This is a genomic window from Rhodococcus sp. NS-SX18, assembly GCF_057367935.1.
The window spans coordinates 976,540-990,779 of record NZ_CM170633.1; the positions used below are offsets into that span (position 1 = coordinate 976,540).

General features: G+C 70.3%; 14 protein-coding genes. 10 read left to right on the forward strand and 4 right to left on the reverse strand.

The window, feature by feature from the left end; genetic code table 11:
* Positions 1-7: 7 nt before the first annotated feature.
* From entS to AC2IPW_RS04520, 8 genes are all read left to right on the forward strand, one after another.
* Positions 8-1,258 carry an enterobactin transporter EntS gene (gene entS / locus AC2IPW_RS04485; RefSeq protein WP_486376380.1) on the forward strand — a complete coding sequence of 417 codons (1,251 nt, stop codon included), beginning with the start codon at positions 8-10 and terminating at the stop codon, positions 1,256-1,258.
* A gap of 106 nt (positions 1,259-1,364) precedes the next feature.
* On the forward strand, positions 1,365-1,928 hold the full coding sequence (locus tag AC2IPW_RS04490) for a dihydrofolate reductase family protein (protein WP_003936746.1): 564 nt from the start codon (positions 1,365-1,367) through the stop codon (positions 1,926-1,928).
* A gap of 69 nt (positions 1,929-1,997) precedes the next feature.
* The gene (locus tag AC2IPW_RS04495) at positions 1,998-2,207 is read left to right on the forward strand and encodes a hypothetical protein (RefSeq protein ID WP_003936745.1); all 210 of its coding nucleotides are present in this window, start codon (positions 1,998-2,000) and stop codon (positions 2,205-2,207) included.
* Positions 2,204-2,857, forward strand: a complete 654-nt coding sequence (locus tag AC2IPW_RS04500; protein WP_486376381.1) for a class I SAM-dependent methyltransferase — start codon at positions 2,204-2,206, stop codon at positions 2,855-2,857. Before AC2IPW_RS04495 ends, AC2IPW_RS04500 begins: the two co-directional genes overlap by 4 nt.
* 112 nt (positions 2,858-2,969) lie before the next feature.
* Complete coding sequence (locus AC2IPW_RS04505; protein WP_486376382.1) at positions 2,970-3,401, forward strand: SRPBCC family protein; 432 nt, start codon at positions 2,970-2,972, stop codon at positions 3,399-3,401.
* Entirely contained in the window at positions 3,398-3,724 is a 327-nt protein-coding gene (locus tag AC2IPW_RS04510; RefSeq protein WP_003936742.1) for an ArsR/SmtB family transcription factor, read from the forward strand. The genes AC2IPW_RS04505 and AC2IPW_RS04510 overlap by 4 nt, the downstream gene beginning before the upstream one ends.
* A gap of 150 nt (positions 3,725-3,874) precedes the next feature.
* Positions 3,875-5,440 carry an alpha/beta hydrolase gene (locus AC2IPW_RS04515; protein WP_486376383.1) on the forward strand — a complete coding sequence of 522 codons (1,566 nt, stop codon included), beginning with the start codon at positions 3,875-3,877 and terminating at the stop codon, positions 5,438-5,440.
* A gap of 184 nt (positions 5,441-5,624) precedes the next feature.
* Positions 5,625-6,329: a GTP pyrophosphokinase gene (locus AC2IPW_RS04520; RefSeq protein WP_003936740.1), complete on the forward strand. Its 705-nt coding sequence runs from the start codon at positions 5,625-5,627 to the stop codon at positions 6,327-6,329.
* 9 nt (positions 6,330-6,338) lie between these two features.
* Here the strand turns inward: AC2IPW_RS04520 and AC2IPW_RS04525 are convergent, their stop codons facing one another.
* Positions 6,339-7,169 carry a siderophore-interacting protein gene (locus AC2IPW_RS04525; protein ID WP_486376384.1) on the reverse strand — a complete coding sequence of 277 codons (831 nt, stop codon included), beginning with the start codon at positions 7,167-7,169 and terminating at the stop codon, positions 6,339-6,341.
* A gap of 29 nt (positions 7,170-7,198) precedes the next feature.
* On the reverse strand, positions 7,199-8,635 hold the full coding sequence (locus AC2IPW_RS04530) for an MDR family MFS transporter (protein ID WP_486376385.1): 1,437 nt from the start codon (positions 8,633-8,635) through the stop codon (positions 7,199-7,201).
* A gap of 109 nt (positions 8,636-8,744) precedes the next feature.
* Here AC2IPW_RS04530 and AC2IPW_RS04535 point away from each other — a divergent pair, with 109 nt between their 5' ends.
* Positions 8,745-9,638, forward strand: a complete 894-nt coding sequence (locus tag AC2IPW_RS04535) for a phosphoribosylaminoimidazolesuccinocarboxamide synthase (protein WP_289380694.1) — start codon at positions 8,745-8,747, stop codon at positions 9,636-9,638.
* The gene (locus AC2IPW_RS04540; protein WP_416062759.1) at positions 9,635-11,776 is read left to right on the forward strand and encodes a S9 family peptidase; all 2,142 of its coding nucleotides are present in this window, start codon (positions 9,635-9,637) and stop codon (positions 11,774-11,776) included. The genes AC2IPW_RS04535 and AC2IPW_RS04540 overlap by 4 nt, the downstream gene beginning before the upstream one ends.
* Positions 11,777-11,867: 91 nt before the next feature.
* On the opposite strand, the gene AC2IPW_RS04545 is transcribed toward AC2IPW_RS04540, so the two are convergent.
* A complete protein-coding gene (locus AC2IPW_RS04545) occupies positions 11,868-12,557 on the reverse strand; it encodes a response regulator (protein ID WP_416062760.1) in 690 nt (229 codons plus the stop codon).
* Positions 12,554-14,110: a sensor histidine kinase gene (locus AC2IPW_RS04550; protein WP_416063613.1), complete on the reverse strand. Its 1,557-nt coding sequence runs from the start codon at positions 14,108-14,110 to the stop codon at positions 12,554-12,556. Before AC2IPW_RS04550 ends, AC2IPW_RS04545 begins: the two co-directional genes overlap by 4 nt.
* Between the last annotated feature and the right edge of the window lie 130 nt (positions 14,111-14,240).

The following is a 14,240-nucleotide window of genomic DNA, read 5'->3' on the forward strand; positions in this document are numbered from 1 at the left end:
CCCGGCCGTGGCCCTGATCGACAAGCTGGTCCTCGACCTCGACCCGCTGCGCACCAGCCGCGAATTCCGCTACATCTTCACGGCCCGGGTCGTGTCGCTGTTCGGACTCGGCTTCCTCGTCGTCGCCGTGCCCCTGCAGGTGTATCGGCTCACCGGATCCACCGCGCAGGTCGCCGCGGTCTCGGCGGTGCTCGGCGTGACCACGTTCGCCGCCACCTTCGCCGGCGGGGTGCTCGCCGATCGCTACGACCGGCGGCGGGTCATCGCGCTCGCGCGCGGCACGGCGGGTGTGGCGTTCGCGGTGCTCGCGGTCAACGCGTTCCTGCCCGATCCGAGGATGTGGGTCGTCTACGTGGCGGCGGTGATCGACGGGGTGTGCGGGGGCATCTCCGCGACGGCGCTCATGGCCGTCACGCCCAGCCTGCTGCCCCGGGAGAAGATGGCCGCCGCCGGTGCCCTCATGGCGCTGACCGGCGACCTGGGCGCGATGATCGGGCCGGCGCTCGGCGGCGTCGTCATCGCCACCGGGGGAGTCGGGGTGGCCTACGCGCTGGCCGCGTTCACCACCGCGATCACGACCTTCTGTATCACCCGGCTGCCGGCGCTGCCGCCGACCCACGTCGCCGACGAGTCGCCACTGCGTTCGGTGGTGAGCGGCTTCCGCTACGCGGCGTCGAACCGCGTCCTCGGCGGCGTGCTCGTCTGCGGGTTCGTGACGATGATGCTCGCCGGCTGGTCGGTGCTCGTCCCCGAGTACGCGACCGAGGTGCTCGGCGCGGGACCGTCGGTGGTGGGACTGCTCTACACCGCCCCGGCAGTCGGCGCGGTGATCGGCTCCCTCACCAGCGGCTGGACCGGCCGTCTCCGCCGGTCCGGACAGGCGGTCTTCGTGCTCATGGCCCTCTCCGCCGCGGGACTCGCCGGGGCGGGCCTCACCGCGACCGTCGCGGTGGCGCTGATCGGTCTGGCCGCGCACGGCTTCGGCGATGCGCTCACCGACATCGTCCGGTACGCGACGGTCCAGAAGCACACCTCCGACGAGTACAGGGGCCGCATCGCGGCGGTGTGGGCGGCGCAGGTCACCGCCGGCGCCTCCGTCGGCGCGGTGGTCGCCGGTGCGGTGGCGACGTCGGTGCCGATCTCTGCGGCGCTGCCTGCGTACGGCGCCGTCGGGCTGGTGGTCACCGCGCTGCTGTGGACCACACTGCGGACGCTGCGCCGGCTCGACGAGGGCAGTAGCCTCGAGCGGGTCGTCTGAGTCCGTCCGGTCCGTGCCGCGATGAGTTCGGCGGAGCCGGCCGGTCTGTATCCGGGACAGCACACCCGTCCGCGCGGACGGGGGAGGCCGAAGAGGAGTGGATGTCATGGGCAAGGTCACCGTCACCGAGTTCGTCTCTGCGGACGGCATCATGGAGAACCCCGCGTGGACGTTCCCGTACTGGAACGACACGATCGCCGCGTTCAAGGACGCCGAACTGAACGAGGCGGACGCGTTGCTCCTCGGCCGCACCACCTACCAGGAGTTCGCCGCGGTCTGGCCCGACCACCCCGGGGAGGACGATGCTTCCAAGGCCCAGATGAACGACATTCCCAAACACGTCGCCACGACCACGCTCACCGAACTGGAGTGGAACGCGAGCCGCATCGAGGGCGACGTCGCGCAGGGGATCCGCGCACTCAAGGCCGAGAAGAACCTGCTGGTCATGGGGAGCGGCAGCCTCGTCGAGTTCCTGCGCGGTCAGGGACTCGTCGACGAGTACCGGCTCGCCGTCTACCCCGTGCTGGTCGGCTCGGGCCGGCGCCTGTTCGACCCCGTCGAGGCGCAGGCGACCCTCGAGCTCCGCGACTGCAAGGTCCTCGACAACGGCGTCCTGCTGCTCGTCTACGACGTTGTGTCCGACACCGTTGCCGTTCCGGATTTCGACTGACGGCGTACCCGCAGCCGAGGCCCGGCTCGAGCCGTTGTTTCGAGGCTCGGAGGCGGGGAACCCGACAGCATGTCCGTCAACGAGCCGTTCATGCCGTTCAAGAGCGCATCCGGGGAAGAGATCGACGCTGCGGATCCGGGGCAGGGCGCCCCGGGAACCGACTCCGCGCCGCCCACCACTGCCGAGGACGCCCGGGCCGTGGATTCCGAACGCGGCGAACAGAATGATCGGCACTCCGAGTCCCCGTTCCGCACTCCCACGCCCCCGCGCGACGGATGACGACCGACGCTGCGCGGGCGCGGGACTACGACACCTGGTTCGACACCCCGTGGGGCGCCCACGCCTGGGCCGTGGAGCGGGACGCGGTCGACGAGATCCTCCCCGAGGTGGCCGGCCGGAGCGTGATCGAAGTCGGCTGCGGGACCGGGCGCCTCGTGAGTCATCTCGCCCACCGTGGTGCCCGCGTGCTCGGTGTGGACCTCTCGGCGGGCATGCTGTCCGTCGCGGCCGGCCGGGCACCCGTCCGGCTCGTGCGCGCCGATGCCACTCGCCTGCCCGTGCCGGATGCCGTTGCCGACGCCGCCGTGACGATCGCGGCCCTCGAATTCACCGACGCCGCGGCGGTGCTCGCCGAGATGGCCCGCATCACTCGCCCGGGCGGGCGCATCGTCGCGCTCGCCCTCAATCCGACCAGTCCGTGGGGGTGGATCGATCGGCCCACCGGCCGAGCGCCGTACTCGGCCGCGCGCTTCGTCTCTCGGCGAGAGCTGCGCCGCCTGGGCGTTCGACACGGCCGGGCCCGGGTGCGAGGCCGGTTGTTCACCGCGGCGCGGTTCGGGTATCGGCTCGAACCGGTTGCGGCCCTGGTGGGTCGGATCCTCCCCTGGTTCGGTGCCGTCCAGGTGCTGGTCGTCGACCGGGCACACTGAGAGACGGTCGGGGTGGCGAAGGCCGGGATTTGTGCAACTCGGGGGTTGCAGCGTGGGGTAAAAGGTGCAACTCTGGAGTTGCACAAATCCTATCCCCGGACTGGAGGCGATCATGGACCCGCTCGACATCACCCGCACCATCGACATCGCGGCCCCGGCCACCAAGGTGTGGGCCGCACTGACCGAACCCGAGCTCATCGCGCAATGGTTCGGCGACAGAATCGAATTCGACGCAACACCCGGCGGCACGGGCGCGTTCGGCTGGACGGGGCATGACGACGGTCCCTTCCGGGTACTGATCGAGCACGTGGACGAGCCGAAGACACTCGTCTACCGCTGGGCGCGCGACGCGAACGTGGACCCGGTGCCGGGCAACTCCACGGTGGTGCGGTTCGACCTCGCGGAGATCGAGGGCGGCACCCGGCTGACCCTGGTGGAGACCGGCTTCGAGGAACTCGTCGATCCGCAGTCGGCCCACGACGGCAACGTCGACGGCTGGCGCGCCGAACTCGGCGACTTGGTGGAGTTCCTGGAATCCCGGTGAACGACGTGGCGAAGGGAGTTCCGGCGGTGCTCGCGGTACTGGCCGACGAAACCCGCTGGAACATCCTCACCGCGATCGGCGCCGAGGACCTGTCCGCGAGTGCGCTCGCGGAGCGGCTGCCGGTCAGCCGTCAGGCGATCGCGAAGCACCTGACCGTGCTGGCCGATGCCGGGCTCGTGGAGTCGTTCCGGATCGGGCGGGAGATCCGCTACCGGGCGGTCGGAGCCCGGCTCGGCGAACTGGCCGGCGAACTGGACTCGATCGGACGGCAGTGGGACCGTCGCCTCGAGGCGATAAAGCGCATCGCCGAGCGGCCCGACTGACCGCACGAGTGGGCCGCGCGGTGCCGTCGAGGGGGTGCCCATCGGCACCCTCGGGGTGGTGGTACCGATCGCCGCCGACGCCGACCCTGTAGTGGTCCGCGGAGGAATCTGCTTCCTCCGGTCGAGTACCACTGGAGGGCAGGTCGATTCATGGCGTCGAACGGTGAACGCGGGATCCGGCGACGAGTCCTGCAGTGGGTGACCGCAACGGGAGCGGCGACGGCCCTGACGGTGGGCGGGTTCTCGTCTCCGGTCGTCGCGACCGGCTTCGCTTCGACGACCGGTGAGATCCCGCCCGGCCTCGAACCGTTCTACACCCAGCAGGTCCGGTGGGAATCGTGCGACGGATACAGCACCGACGGATCGGACCTGGTCGGAGCCGGGCTCGAGTGCGCGCGGGTCACCGTGCCCATCGACTACGACAACCCCGAGGGCGACACGGCGCAGATCGCCCTGTCCCGCTCACGGGCGACGGGAGAGAAGATCGGATCGCTGCTCGTCAACCCGGGTGGGCCGGGGGCCTCCGGGCTCGGGACGGCCGTCGTCGCCGCCGGCACCGAACTCGCCGAGCGGTTCGACGTCGTCGGATTCGATCCGCGCGGAATCGGGGCGTCGACACCGCAGATCGACTGCCTGACACCCGGGGAGACCGACGCGTGGCGGCAGGATCCCGTGGTGGACATGACCGCCGAGGGCATTGCCCGGGCCGAACAGAAGAGCCGGGAGTACGCGGCACGCTGCGCCGAACGCACCGGCGCCGACGTGCTGGCACACGTGGGCACCCGCGACGTGGTGCGGGACATGGACGTCATCCGGGCCGCGCTCGGCGACGCCGGTTTGAACTACCTCGGATACTCGTACGGGACCCGGCTCGGCTCGGCCTATGCGGAGGCGTTCCCCGGCAACGTGCGCGCGATGGTGCTCGACGGGGCGCTCGATCCACAGCAGGACCCCGTCGAGGAGGCGGTGCGGCAGGCCGCCGGCTTCCAGCAGGCATTCGACGCGTTCGCCGAGAACTGCGCGACCGGCGAGGACTGCCCCCTCGGTGCCGATCCCGCGGCCGCGGTCGAGCGGTTCCGCTCGCTGGTCGATCCCCTGATCGACCGTCCCGCGGCCACGGACGATCCGCGGGGACTGAGCTATCCGAACGCGATCACCGGTGTCATCGCCACCCTGTACTCGCCGCAGGGCTGGGAGTACCTGCGGACCGGACTCACCGAACTGGAGCAGGGCCGGGGCGACACGCTGCTGCTGCTGGCCGACATGTACGAGGGCCGGTTCGCCGACGGCTCGTACTCGAACTCCAGCGAGGCGATGGCAGCGGTGCGGTGCGTCGACGACGTCGCCGTGACCGACCCGGCGGTCGCCGGCGAACTCGACACCCGGTCCCGCGAAGCGGCACCGTTCCTCGACGACGGCCGCGGCACCGGCAACGCGCCGCTCGGTGCGTGCGCCTTCTGGCCGGTGCCGCCGTCGGGGGATCGGCACGCCGTGGACGCCGACGGCCTGCCCCCGATCGTCGTCGTCTCTACCACCGAGGATCCGGCCACGCCGTACCAAGCGGGTGTGGACCTGGCGAAGCAACTGGATGCGGTGCTCGTCACGTACCGCGGGACCCAGCACGGGGTGGTGCTGAGCGGCCAGTGGTGCATCGACCTTCCCGTCGCGCGCTACCTCGTCGATCTTGCTGTGCCGGAGGGAGATACGACATGTTGAGTGGGGCCGGATCCGATCCCTCGGGACGGACGGTCAGGGGGTGCGCCGGGGCAGCGACCATGCCGCTCCGGCGCGGTCGCTGCGCCCCGTACCCACGCTCGTCGTCGTGGCTGCGAGTCGTCTCCGGGCCGCGTCCCCGGCCGACCTGGCAGACTCGATCGGGAAGGCGACGAGGAGACAGACGGTGACGGAAACGGTGGACGGCGCTCACGACGTGCAGCTGAGGCAACCAGGACTCGAGTCGGCGCAGCTCCAGCTGGACCCACCGCAGATCGCGCTCCAACGGGAGTTCCGCCGTGTCCTGATGGTCTACAAGTTCGGGATCGACGAGATGATGACCAAGATCAACATCCTGCGGGAGGAGTTCGGCTTCACCCACGACCACAACCCGATCGAGCACGTCAAGTCGCGGCTGAAGACTCCCGAATCGGTCGTCGAGAAGGCCGTCCGCAAGAACCTGCCGCTCACCCTCGACGCGATCCGCGAGAACATCTACGACATCGCCGGCATCCGCATCACCTGCAGCTTCGTCTCCGACGTCTACCGGATCTTCGACCTGATCACCGGGCAGCACGACATCCGGGTCGTCCAGGTCAAGGACTACATCGCGCGCCCGAAGCCCAACGGATACCGGAGCCTGCACGCGATCGTCGAGGTCCCCGTCTTCATGTCCGACCGCGTGCAGCCGGTGTTCGTCGAACTGCAGATCCGCACCGTCGCGATGGACTTCTGGGCCAGCCTCGAACACAAGATCTTCTACAAGTACGACAAGGCGGTGCCCGCCGGACTGCTCGACGAGCTGCGGGCGGCGGCCGCGACCGCCCGCGACCTCGACGTCCGGATGGAGGCCCTGCACGACCAGGTGCACGGGCCCGACGCGTCGCCCTGACCGCCCGCCTCAGACGTCGTGCTCGGTGAAGTCCCGGTCGTGGTCGGTGGTACGGCCGTACCCGGTCTCGGTCATGCCGCGGCGCCAGTAGCCGATGACGAGGGTGGACCTGCGGTCGAAACCGGCCTCGTCGCGCAGGTAGCTGCGCATCCGCAGCACGGTCTTCGATTCGGCCGATACCCACGCGAATCGCTTCAGTTCGCCGGCGGGGATCGGCACGGCGGTCGCCGCGTCGGCCAGGTGCGTGGTGGTGCCCGCGGCGGCGCCGTCGCGGTGCACCCAGCGGATGTCGATGTCGGCGGGGGAGCGCAGGTCCTGGTGCTCGCCCTCGTCGGCGACCTCGACGACGGCGGTGCCCCGGGCGCCCTCGGGGAGGCGTTCGAGCATGCGGCCGATCGCGGGCAGCGCCGTCTCGTCGCCGACGATCAGGTACCAGTCGGCCGGGGGTGCGACGATCCCGCCGCCGCCGGCCGCCGCGATGCGATCGCCGGGACGGGCCCGCTCCACCCAGGCACCGGCCAGGCCCTCGTCGCCGTGCCGGACGAAGTCGATGTCCATCTCGGCGGCCGCGGGGTCGAGTCGCCGCACGGTGTAGGTGCGGACCTGCGCCTTGAGCGTGGGGTCGGGCCACTCGAGGCGCCGGCCGCCGGTGTTGACCGGCAGGTCGAGGTCTCCGTTCTCCCGCGGGAAGATCAGCTTGATGTTGGGCACCCGGGTCGGGTCGCTCGCGTAGACCTCGACGCCGCGGCCGGCGAACGTGACGCGGCGCATGCGGGGGGTGATGTCCTCGACCTTCGCGACTTCGATGACGCTGGGCAGCAGCCCGTCTTCGTTCGACATGCCTCACACCTTAGGTGAGCCTTTCCAACCTAAGTGGGGTCGGGTGGTTCCGCAGGCCGGTTCGGCATCGTGGCAGCCGTCACGGCCAGGGCCACCGCGGCCACGAGAAGGGCGACGAACACCGGCGCCACCGCGTCGGCGAGCCGTTCCGGCCCGAGAGGTCCCGATCCGGCCGCACCATGTGCGGCCAGCGCCGAATTCGCCAGTGCCCCGAACACCGCGACCCCGACGGCGCTGCCGATCGATCGGGCGAACGAGTACGCCCCGGTCACCACACCACGCTCGGCCCACGTCACGCTCGACTGCGCCGAGATCAGCGCCGGGCTCGCGATCAGGCCCATTCCGAGGCCGACGAGTACGCAACACCCCGCGACCTGCCACACCGGGGACCGCTCGTCGAGCAACGTCAGCAGACCGGTGCCGGCCAGCACCGGGACGGACCCGATCATCGCGGTGTTGCGGAATCCGATCCGCAGGTAGAACCAGCCGGAGCGCGCCGCCGCGAGTGGCCACCCGATCGTCATCGTCGACAGGGTGAATCCCGCCACGAGGGCCGTGGTGCCCAGCGACCCCTGCACGAACGCGGGCACGTAGGAGGTCAGGCCCAGCACCACGGCGCCGACGAGGGCCGCGACCGCGCTGCTGGTCAGCACCACCCGGCGGGCGAACACCCACGGCGGCAGGATCGGCTCCGCCGCGCGCCGCTCCACCCACACGAACAGCAGCAACAGCGTCACGCCGGCCGCGAACACCCCGGCGCTCGGCGCCGACACCCACGCCCAGGCCTGTCCGCCCTCGAGCAGGCCCAGGATCAGCAGTCCCGAGCCTGCGGCGAGCGTCGCGGCACCGGCCCGGTCCACCGGCCGCCGCGGCCCGGACGGCCGTGACTCGGTGAACGCCTTCAGCAGCACCGCCACGGCCAGCGCACACAGCGGCAGGTTGATCCAGAAGATCCACCGCCATGACACGTAGTCGGAGAAGACCCCGCCCACGGCGGGGCCGACGATCGCCGACATGCCCCACACGCTCGCGAGGTAGCCCTGGGCCTTCGCGCGCTCGGCGACGGTGTAGATGTCGCCGGCGATGGTCTGCGCCATCGGCAGCACGGCCCCCGCACCCAGCCCCTGTACCGCGCGGAACGCGATCAGTGCCGGCATGCTCCATGCCAGCGCACACAGCGCCGAACCCAGGGCGAACAGCGCGATGCCGAACACCAGCACGGGTCTGCGCCCGTACACGTCCGACAGCTTGCCGTAGACCGGCACGAGCACGGCCTGGGTGAGCAGATAGCTCGAGAACAGCCACGGGAACTGCGTGAAGCCGCCGAGGTCCGCGACGATGGTCGGGACGGCGGTGGCCAGGACGGTGCTCTCGAGTGCGACGAGCGCGGTGGCGAGCATCAAGGCCGCGAGAATCGGTCCGCGTTCCGAGCGCAGACCCACGTCGATCCGGGGTGCCGCCGACATCACGCTCCTGTTCGGGGTGGGGTTCCGGTCACGATCATTGTCATAGTGAACGATCCCGGGATCGGGCGGGGGTGCCGTGCAGGTCCGGGCGGCGCACTAGGGTGGCACCGTGCGTCCATCACTCGAGTCCTACCCCCACCTCGCCGGCGGCAAGGTCCGGGACCTGTATGTCATAGACGACGAGCACCTGCTCCTCGTGGCCAGCGACCGGATCTCGGCATACGATCACGTGCTCGACACCCCGATTCCCGACAAGGGCCGGGTGCTCACCGCGATGAGCGTGTTCTTCTTCAACCTGCTCGAGGTGAACCATCACCTCGCCGCTGAGCCCGACGACGACCGCATCCCCGCCGAGGTCCTCGGTCGCGCCCTCGTCGTCAAACGGCTGAAGATGGTGCCGATCGAGTGCGTCGCCCGCGGTTACCTCACCGGATCGGGCCTGATCGACTACCGGCAGACCGGCGCGGTGTGCGGCGTCCCGCTGCCAGACGGCCTCGTGGAGGCCAGCCGCCTGCCGGATCCGATCTTCACTCCGGCGAGCAAGGCCGAGATCGGCGACCACGACGAGAACATCACCTTCGACGAGGTCGTCGACAAGGTCGGCCAGGATCTCGCCGTGAAGCTGCGCGAGGACACTCTCGACATCTACGGCCGCGCCGCGATGTACGCGGCGGACAAGGGCATCCTGCTGGCCGACACGAAGTTCGAGTTCGGTCTCGACGACGGTGGCAACCTCGTCCTCGCCGACGAGGTGCTCACCCCGGATTCGTCGCGGTACTGGCCCGCCGAGGGCTACGAGCCCGGCAAGGTGCAGCCCAGCTTCGACAAGCAGTTCGTCCGCAACTGGCTGACGAGCCCCGAGTCCGGTTGGGACCGTGCCTCCGACACCCCGCCGCCGCCACTGCCGCAGCACATCGTCGATGCCACCCGTGAGCGGTACATCGAAGCCTACGAACGGATCTCGGGTCTGTCGTTCTCCGACTGGCTGGGGCCGAGCGCATGACCGCGCCGATCGCCAAGCGGGTCCCGTCCGAGCGGGTTCATCACGGACACACGTTCGTCGACGAGTACGAGTGGCTCCGCGACAAGGAGAACCCCGAGGTAGTCGCGCACCTCGAGGCCGAGAACGCGTGGACCGAGAAGCAGACCGCGCACCTGGCACCCCTGCGGGAGAAGATCTTCGAGGAGATCAAGTCCCGCACGCAGGAAACCGACATGTCGGTACCCACCCGCATGGGGGACTGGTGGTACTACGCCCGGACCGTCGAGGGCAAGCAGTACAGCATCCAGTGCCGCTGCCCGGTCTCCGACCCCGACGACTGGAACCCGCCGGAGCTGGCACCGGGTGTGGAACTGCCGGGCGAGCAGGTGCTGCTCGACGGCAACGTCGAGGCCGCCGGGCACGAGTTCTTCTCCCTCGGTGCGTTCTCGATCAGCCACGACGGGACGCTGCTCGCCTACTCGGTCGACGTCGTCGGCGACGAGCGCTACACGCTGCGATTCAAGAACCTCGGCACCGGTGAGCTGCTCGCCGACGAGGTCCCCGGGACCGCACCCGGCGCGACGTGGGCGATCGACAACAGCCACATCTTCTACCTCACCGTGGACGAGTCCTGGCGGCCGGACACCGTGTGGCGGCACCGTCTGGGAACGTCGCACACCGAGGACGTCGAGGTCTTCCACGAGTCCGACGAACGGTTCTGGGTGTCGGTGGGCACCACCCGCAGCGAGAAGTACCTGATGATCTGGGTGGGATCGAAGATCACCACCGAGGGCTGGGTGCTCGAATCCGCGGATCCCACCGGCGAATTCCGCGTGCTGCTGCCGCGGCGCGAGGGTGTCGAGTACGGCGCCGAGCATGCCGTCGTCGGCGGCGAGGACCGGTTCCTGGTCATGCACAACGACGTCGTCGAGATGGTGGACGACGCGACGGGTGCGGTCACGCGCGAGAAGGCGGAGAACTTCGTTCTCGCCGAGGCGCCCGTGGACGATCCGTCTGCCCTGCGCACCCTCATCGGGCACCGACACGACGTGCGCCTCGAGGACGTCGATGCGTTCGCCGGGCACCTCGTGCTCGGCTACCGGCGGGAAGCGCTGACCCGGCTCGCGGTGTGGCCGCTGACCGCCGACGGCTACGGCGAGCTGACCGAACTCGAGTTCGACGAGGAACTGTTCGCGGTGGGTCCGGGCGCGAACCCGGAATGGCACCAGCCGATGCTGCGGCTCGGGTTCACGTCGTTCATCACGCCCAGCCGCGTCTACGACTACGTCGTCGACTCCGGAGAGCTGTTGCTGCGCAAGGCCCAGCCGGTGCTCGGTGACTTCGATCCGTCGGACTACGAGCAGCGCCGGGACTGGGCGGTGGCCGAGGACGGCACGCGCATCCCGCTGTCGATCGTGGCCCGCAAGGGTACGCCCGCGAACGCGCCGGCGCTGCTCTACGGGTACGGGTCGTACGAGGCCAGCATCGACCCCGGCTTCTCGGTGGCGCGGCTGTCGCTCCTCGAGCGGGGCATGGTCTTCGCGGTGGCCCATGTGCGGGGCGGTGGCGAGATGGGCCGGCACTGGTACGAAAACGGCAAGACGCTGGCGAAGAAGAACACCTTCACCGACTTCGTCGCCTGCGCCCGGCACCTGATCGACACCGGTGTGACCCGGCCGGACCGCCTCGTCGCCGACGGCGGCAGCGCGGGCGGACTGCTCATGGGTGCAGTGGCGAATCTCGCACCGGAGTTGTTCGCCGGAATCCTCGCGAACGTGCCGTTCGTCGACCCGCTCACGTCGATCCTGGACCCGTCGCTGCCGCTGACGGTGATCGAGTGGGACGAGTGGGGCAACCCCCTCGACAACCCCGAGGTGTACGAGTACATGCGCTCGTACAGCCCGTACGAGAACGTCGAGGCGAAGGACTACCCGGCGATCCTCGCGATCACCAGCCTCAACGACACCCGGGTGCTCTACGTCGAACCGGCCAAGTGGGTGGCCAAGCTGCGCGCCACGAAGACCGGCGACTCGCCGCTGCTGCTCAAGACGGAGATGAGCGCCGGTCACGGCGGCGTGTCCGGTCGCTACGAGAAGTGGCGCGAGGTGGCCTTCGAGTTCGCGTGGGTCCTCGAGACGTCGGGCGCATACCGTCCCTGAAAGGTGTTGTGGCCGACTGCCTGGTGGCCGAATGTCACATCGCGTCGATGACATCGACGCGATGTGACATTCGGTCCCACAGGCCGCCCGCTCAGCGCGGGGCGTAGCGGATCTGCGGCCGGCCGGCGCGGCCGTACTCGGTGTGCCGGGCGGCGACGCCGTCGTCGGCCAGGCGTTCGAGGTACCGCCACGCCGTCACCCGCGACACGCCCACCGCGCTGCCCACCTCCGCGGCCGTGAGCGGCCCCGGCGCTTCCCTCAGGCACCGGGCGACCGCATCGAGGGTGTGCGGCGCGACGCCCTTCGGGGACGAGGCGCGCGGATCGGAGGTCCGCAGCGCCGCCATCGCCCGGTCGATGTCGTGCTGGCCGGCGGCCGCGCCGGACGCGCCCAGCGCCTTGCGGTAGGCCAGGTAGTGGTCGAGTTTGTCGCTCAGGGCAGCGAAGGTGAACGGCTTGAGCAGGTAGAGCACGATACCCCGGGCGACGGCGGTGCGGACGACCTCGAGGTCGCGCGCGGAGGTCACAGCGATGATGTCCGGGCTCGGCCGGGTCCCGCTCAACGCCGCGGCGACGTCGAGGCCGCTCATGTCGGGCAGTCCGATGTCCAGCAGCACCAGATCCACGGGCTCTCCTGCCTTCGCGGCCTCGGCGACGGCACGCAGCGCGTTCCGGCCGGTGTCGGCGACGGCGACCACCGTGAACTGCGGCAGACGATCGACGTACGCGCGGTGGGCGTCGGCGATGCGGGACTCGTCCTCCACGACGAGGACGCGAATCACTGTGCGCTGCCTGCGTGCTCGGTTTGCAAGGGGATCTCGGCGACGACCATCGAGCCCAGCGACGGCTCGGTCCGCAGGGTGCCGCCGTGGCGCGCCACCACCTGCGCGACCAGTGCCAGTCCCAGTCCGTGGTGGTCTGCCTTCGTGGAGTAGCCCCGCGTCATCGCGCGGGCGAGGACCTCCGGCGACATGCCCGGTCCGCTGTCCGCAACTTCGACGATCATGTTCGAATCATCCTGTCGTATCGTCACTTCCACCCACGGTTCGTCGACGGCCCGGGCGGCGTCGATGGCGTTGTCCACCAGGTTGCCGACGAGTGTCACCAGATCGCGGGTGCCGAGGGGGGTCGAGCCCAGTGCGGTGTCGTCGGTGACGGTCAATTCGACGCCGCGTTCGGCGGCGTCGTTGATCTTCCCCAGCAGCAGGGCGACGAGTGCCGGTTCCTGCACCGACGCGGTGAGCCGGTCGATGAGCTGCTGCGACAGGCGCAGTTCCTCCGTCGCGAACGCGACCGCCTCCTCGGGACGTCCCAGTTCGACCATCGTGACGATGGTGTGCAGCCGGTTCGCCGACTCGTGCGCCTGCGCGCGCAGCGCGTCGGCGAAACCGCGAACCGAGTCCAGTTCGCCCAGCACCGTACGTAGTTCGGTGCGATCCCGCAACGTCGTCACCGTGGCGATCCGCCGGCCCTCCCACTGCACCGGGCTCCGGTCGACGACCAGGACGCGGTCCTCGGTGAGGAGTACGTCGCCGCGGGCGTCCGCGTCCGGGCCGGTCACGCGCAGCGCCTCGGGCAGATCGTCCGTCGTGACCGGGCCGTCGCCGAGACCGAGCAGGCGCCGCGCCTCGTCGTTGACGACCTCCACGCGTGCGGGCTCGTCGGTGCCGATCACGATCAGGCCCTCCCCGATCGCGTGGAGGACCGCGTCGTGGTGCTCGTAGAGCCGGCGCAACTCGTCCGGCGCGAGTCCGAGGGTCTGGCGGCGCAGGCGCCGGCTGACGAGCACGGCGCCGCCGGTCGCGACGGCCAGAGCTGCGGCCGACAGACCGAGCAGAGCGGGCAGACCGCGGGCGAACTGGTCGGCGACCCTCGCGCGGGTGACGCCGACGGCGACGAGGCCGACGACCTGTCCGTCGTCGACGATCGGCGCCACGGCCCGGATGGACGGGCCCAGCGAGCCGGCATAGGTCTCGGTGAAGACGGTGCCGGCGAGCGCCGGTTCGATGTTGCCGCTGAACGGCAGACCGATCATCGCAGGGTCGGTGTGGGTGTACCGGGTCCGGTCGGGCGCCATCACGACGATGAAATCGGTGCCCGTCGCCTCCCTGATGCGTTCGGTGCGCGGTTGCAGCACCGCCGTCGGGTCCGGTGTGCGCAACGCCGCCGCCGTCGAGTCGGACCCGGCCAGGGATTCGGCGATTGCGACGACGGTGCGGCGGGTGGCGTCGTCGCTGTCGCGGCGCTCGTCGATCCCGACGAGGACGGTGCCGGCGCCGATGACCAGGGCGAGCACGGCCAGCTGCAGTACCAGCAGCTGACGCGCGACGCTCATCGACGGCCGGTGCGCGGTCGGCGGCACGGGCGTACTCCTTCCGGATGCCGGTGGGTCCGCCTCGTGAGCGCGACATCACCTGAACGAAATGAACGCAATCTTCACCGGGTGAGGCTGCGACACCACCATT

Coding starts and splice junctions, on each gene's coding strand:
- AC2IPW_RS04525 (WP_486376384.1), bottom strand. CDS start 7,169: ATGTCGAACGAAGACGGGCTGCTGCCCAGCGTCATCGAAGTCGCGAAG.
- AC2IPW_RS04490 (WP_003936746.1), top strand. CDS start 1,365: ATGGGCAAGGTCACCGTCACCGAGTTCGTCTCTGCGGACGGCATCATG.
- AC2IPW_RS04530 (WP_486376385.1), bottom strand. CDS start 8,635: ATGTCGGCGGCACCCCGGATCGACGTGGGTCTGCGCTCGGAACGCGGA.
- AC2IPW_RS04550 (WP_416063613.1), bottom strand. CDS start 14,110: ATGAGCGTCGCGCGTCAGCTGCTGGTACTGCAGCTGGCCGTGCTCGCC.
- AC2IPW_RS04515 (WP_486376383.1), top strand. CDS start 3,875: ATGGCGTCGAACGGTGAACGCGGGATCCGGCGACGAGTCCTGCAGTGG.
- AC2IPW_RS04540 (WP_416062759.1), top strand. CDS start 9,635: ATGACCGCGCCGATCGCCAAGCGGGTCCCGTCCGAGCGGGTTCATCAC.
- AC2IPW_RS04495 (WP_003936745.1), top strand. CDS start 1,998: ATGTCCGTCAACGAGCCGTTCATGCCGTTCAAGAGCGCATCCGGGGAA.
- AC2IPW_RS04500 (WP_486376381.1), top strand. CDS start 2,204: ATGACGACCGACGCTGCGCGGGCGCGGGACTACGACACCTGGTTCGAC.
- AC2IPW_RS04505 (WP_486376382.1), top strand. CDS start 2,970: ATGGACCCGCTCGACATCACCCGCACCATCGACATCGCGGCCCCGGCC.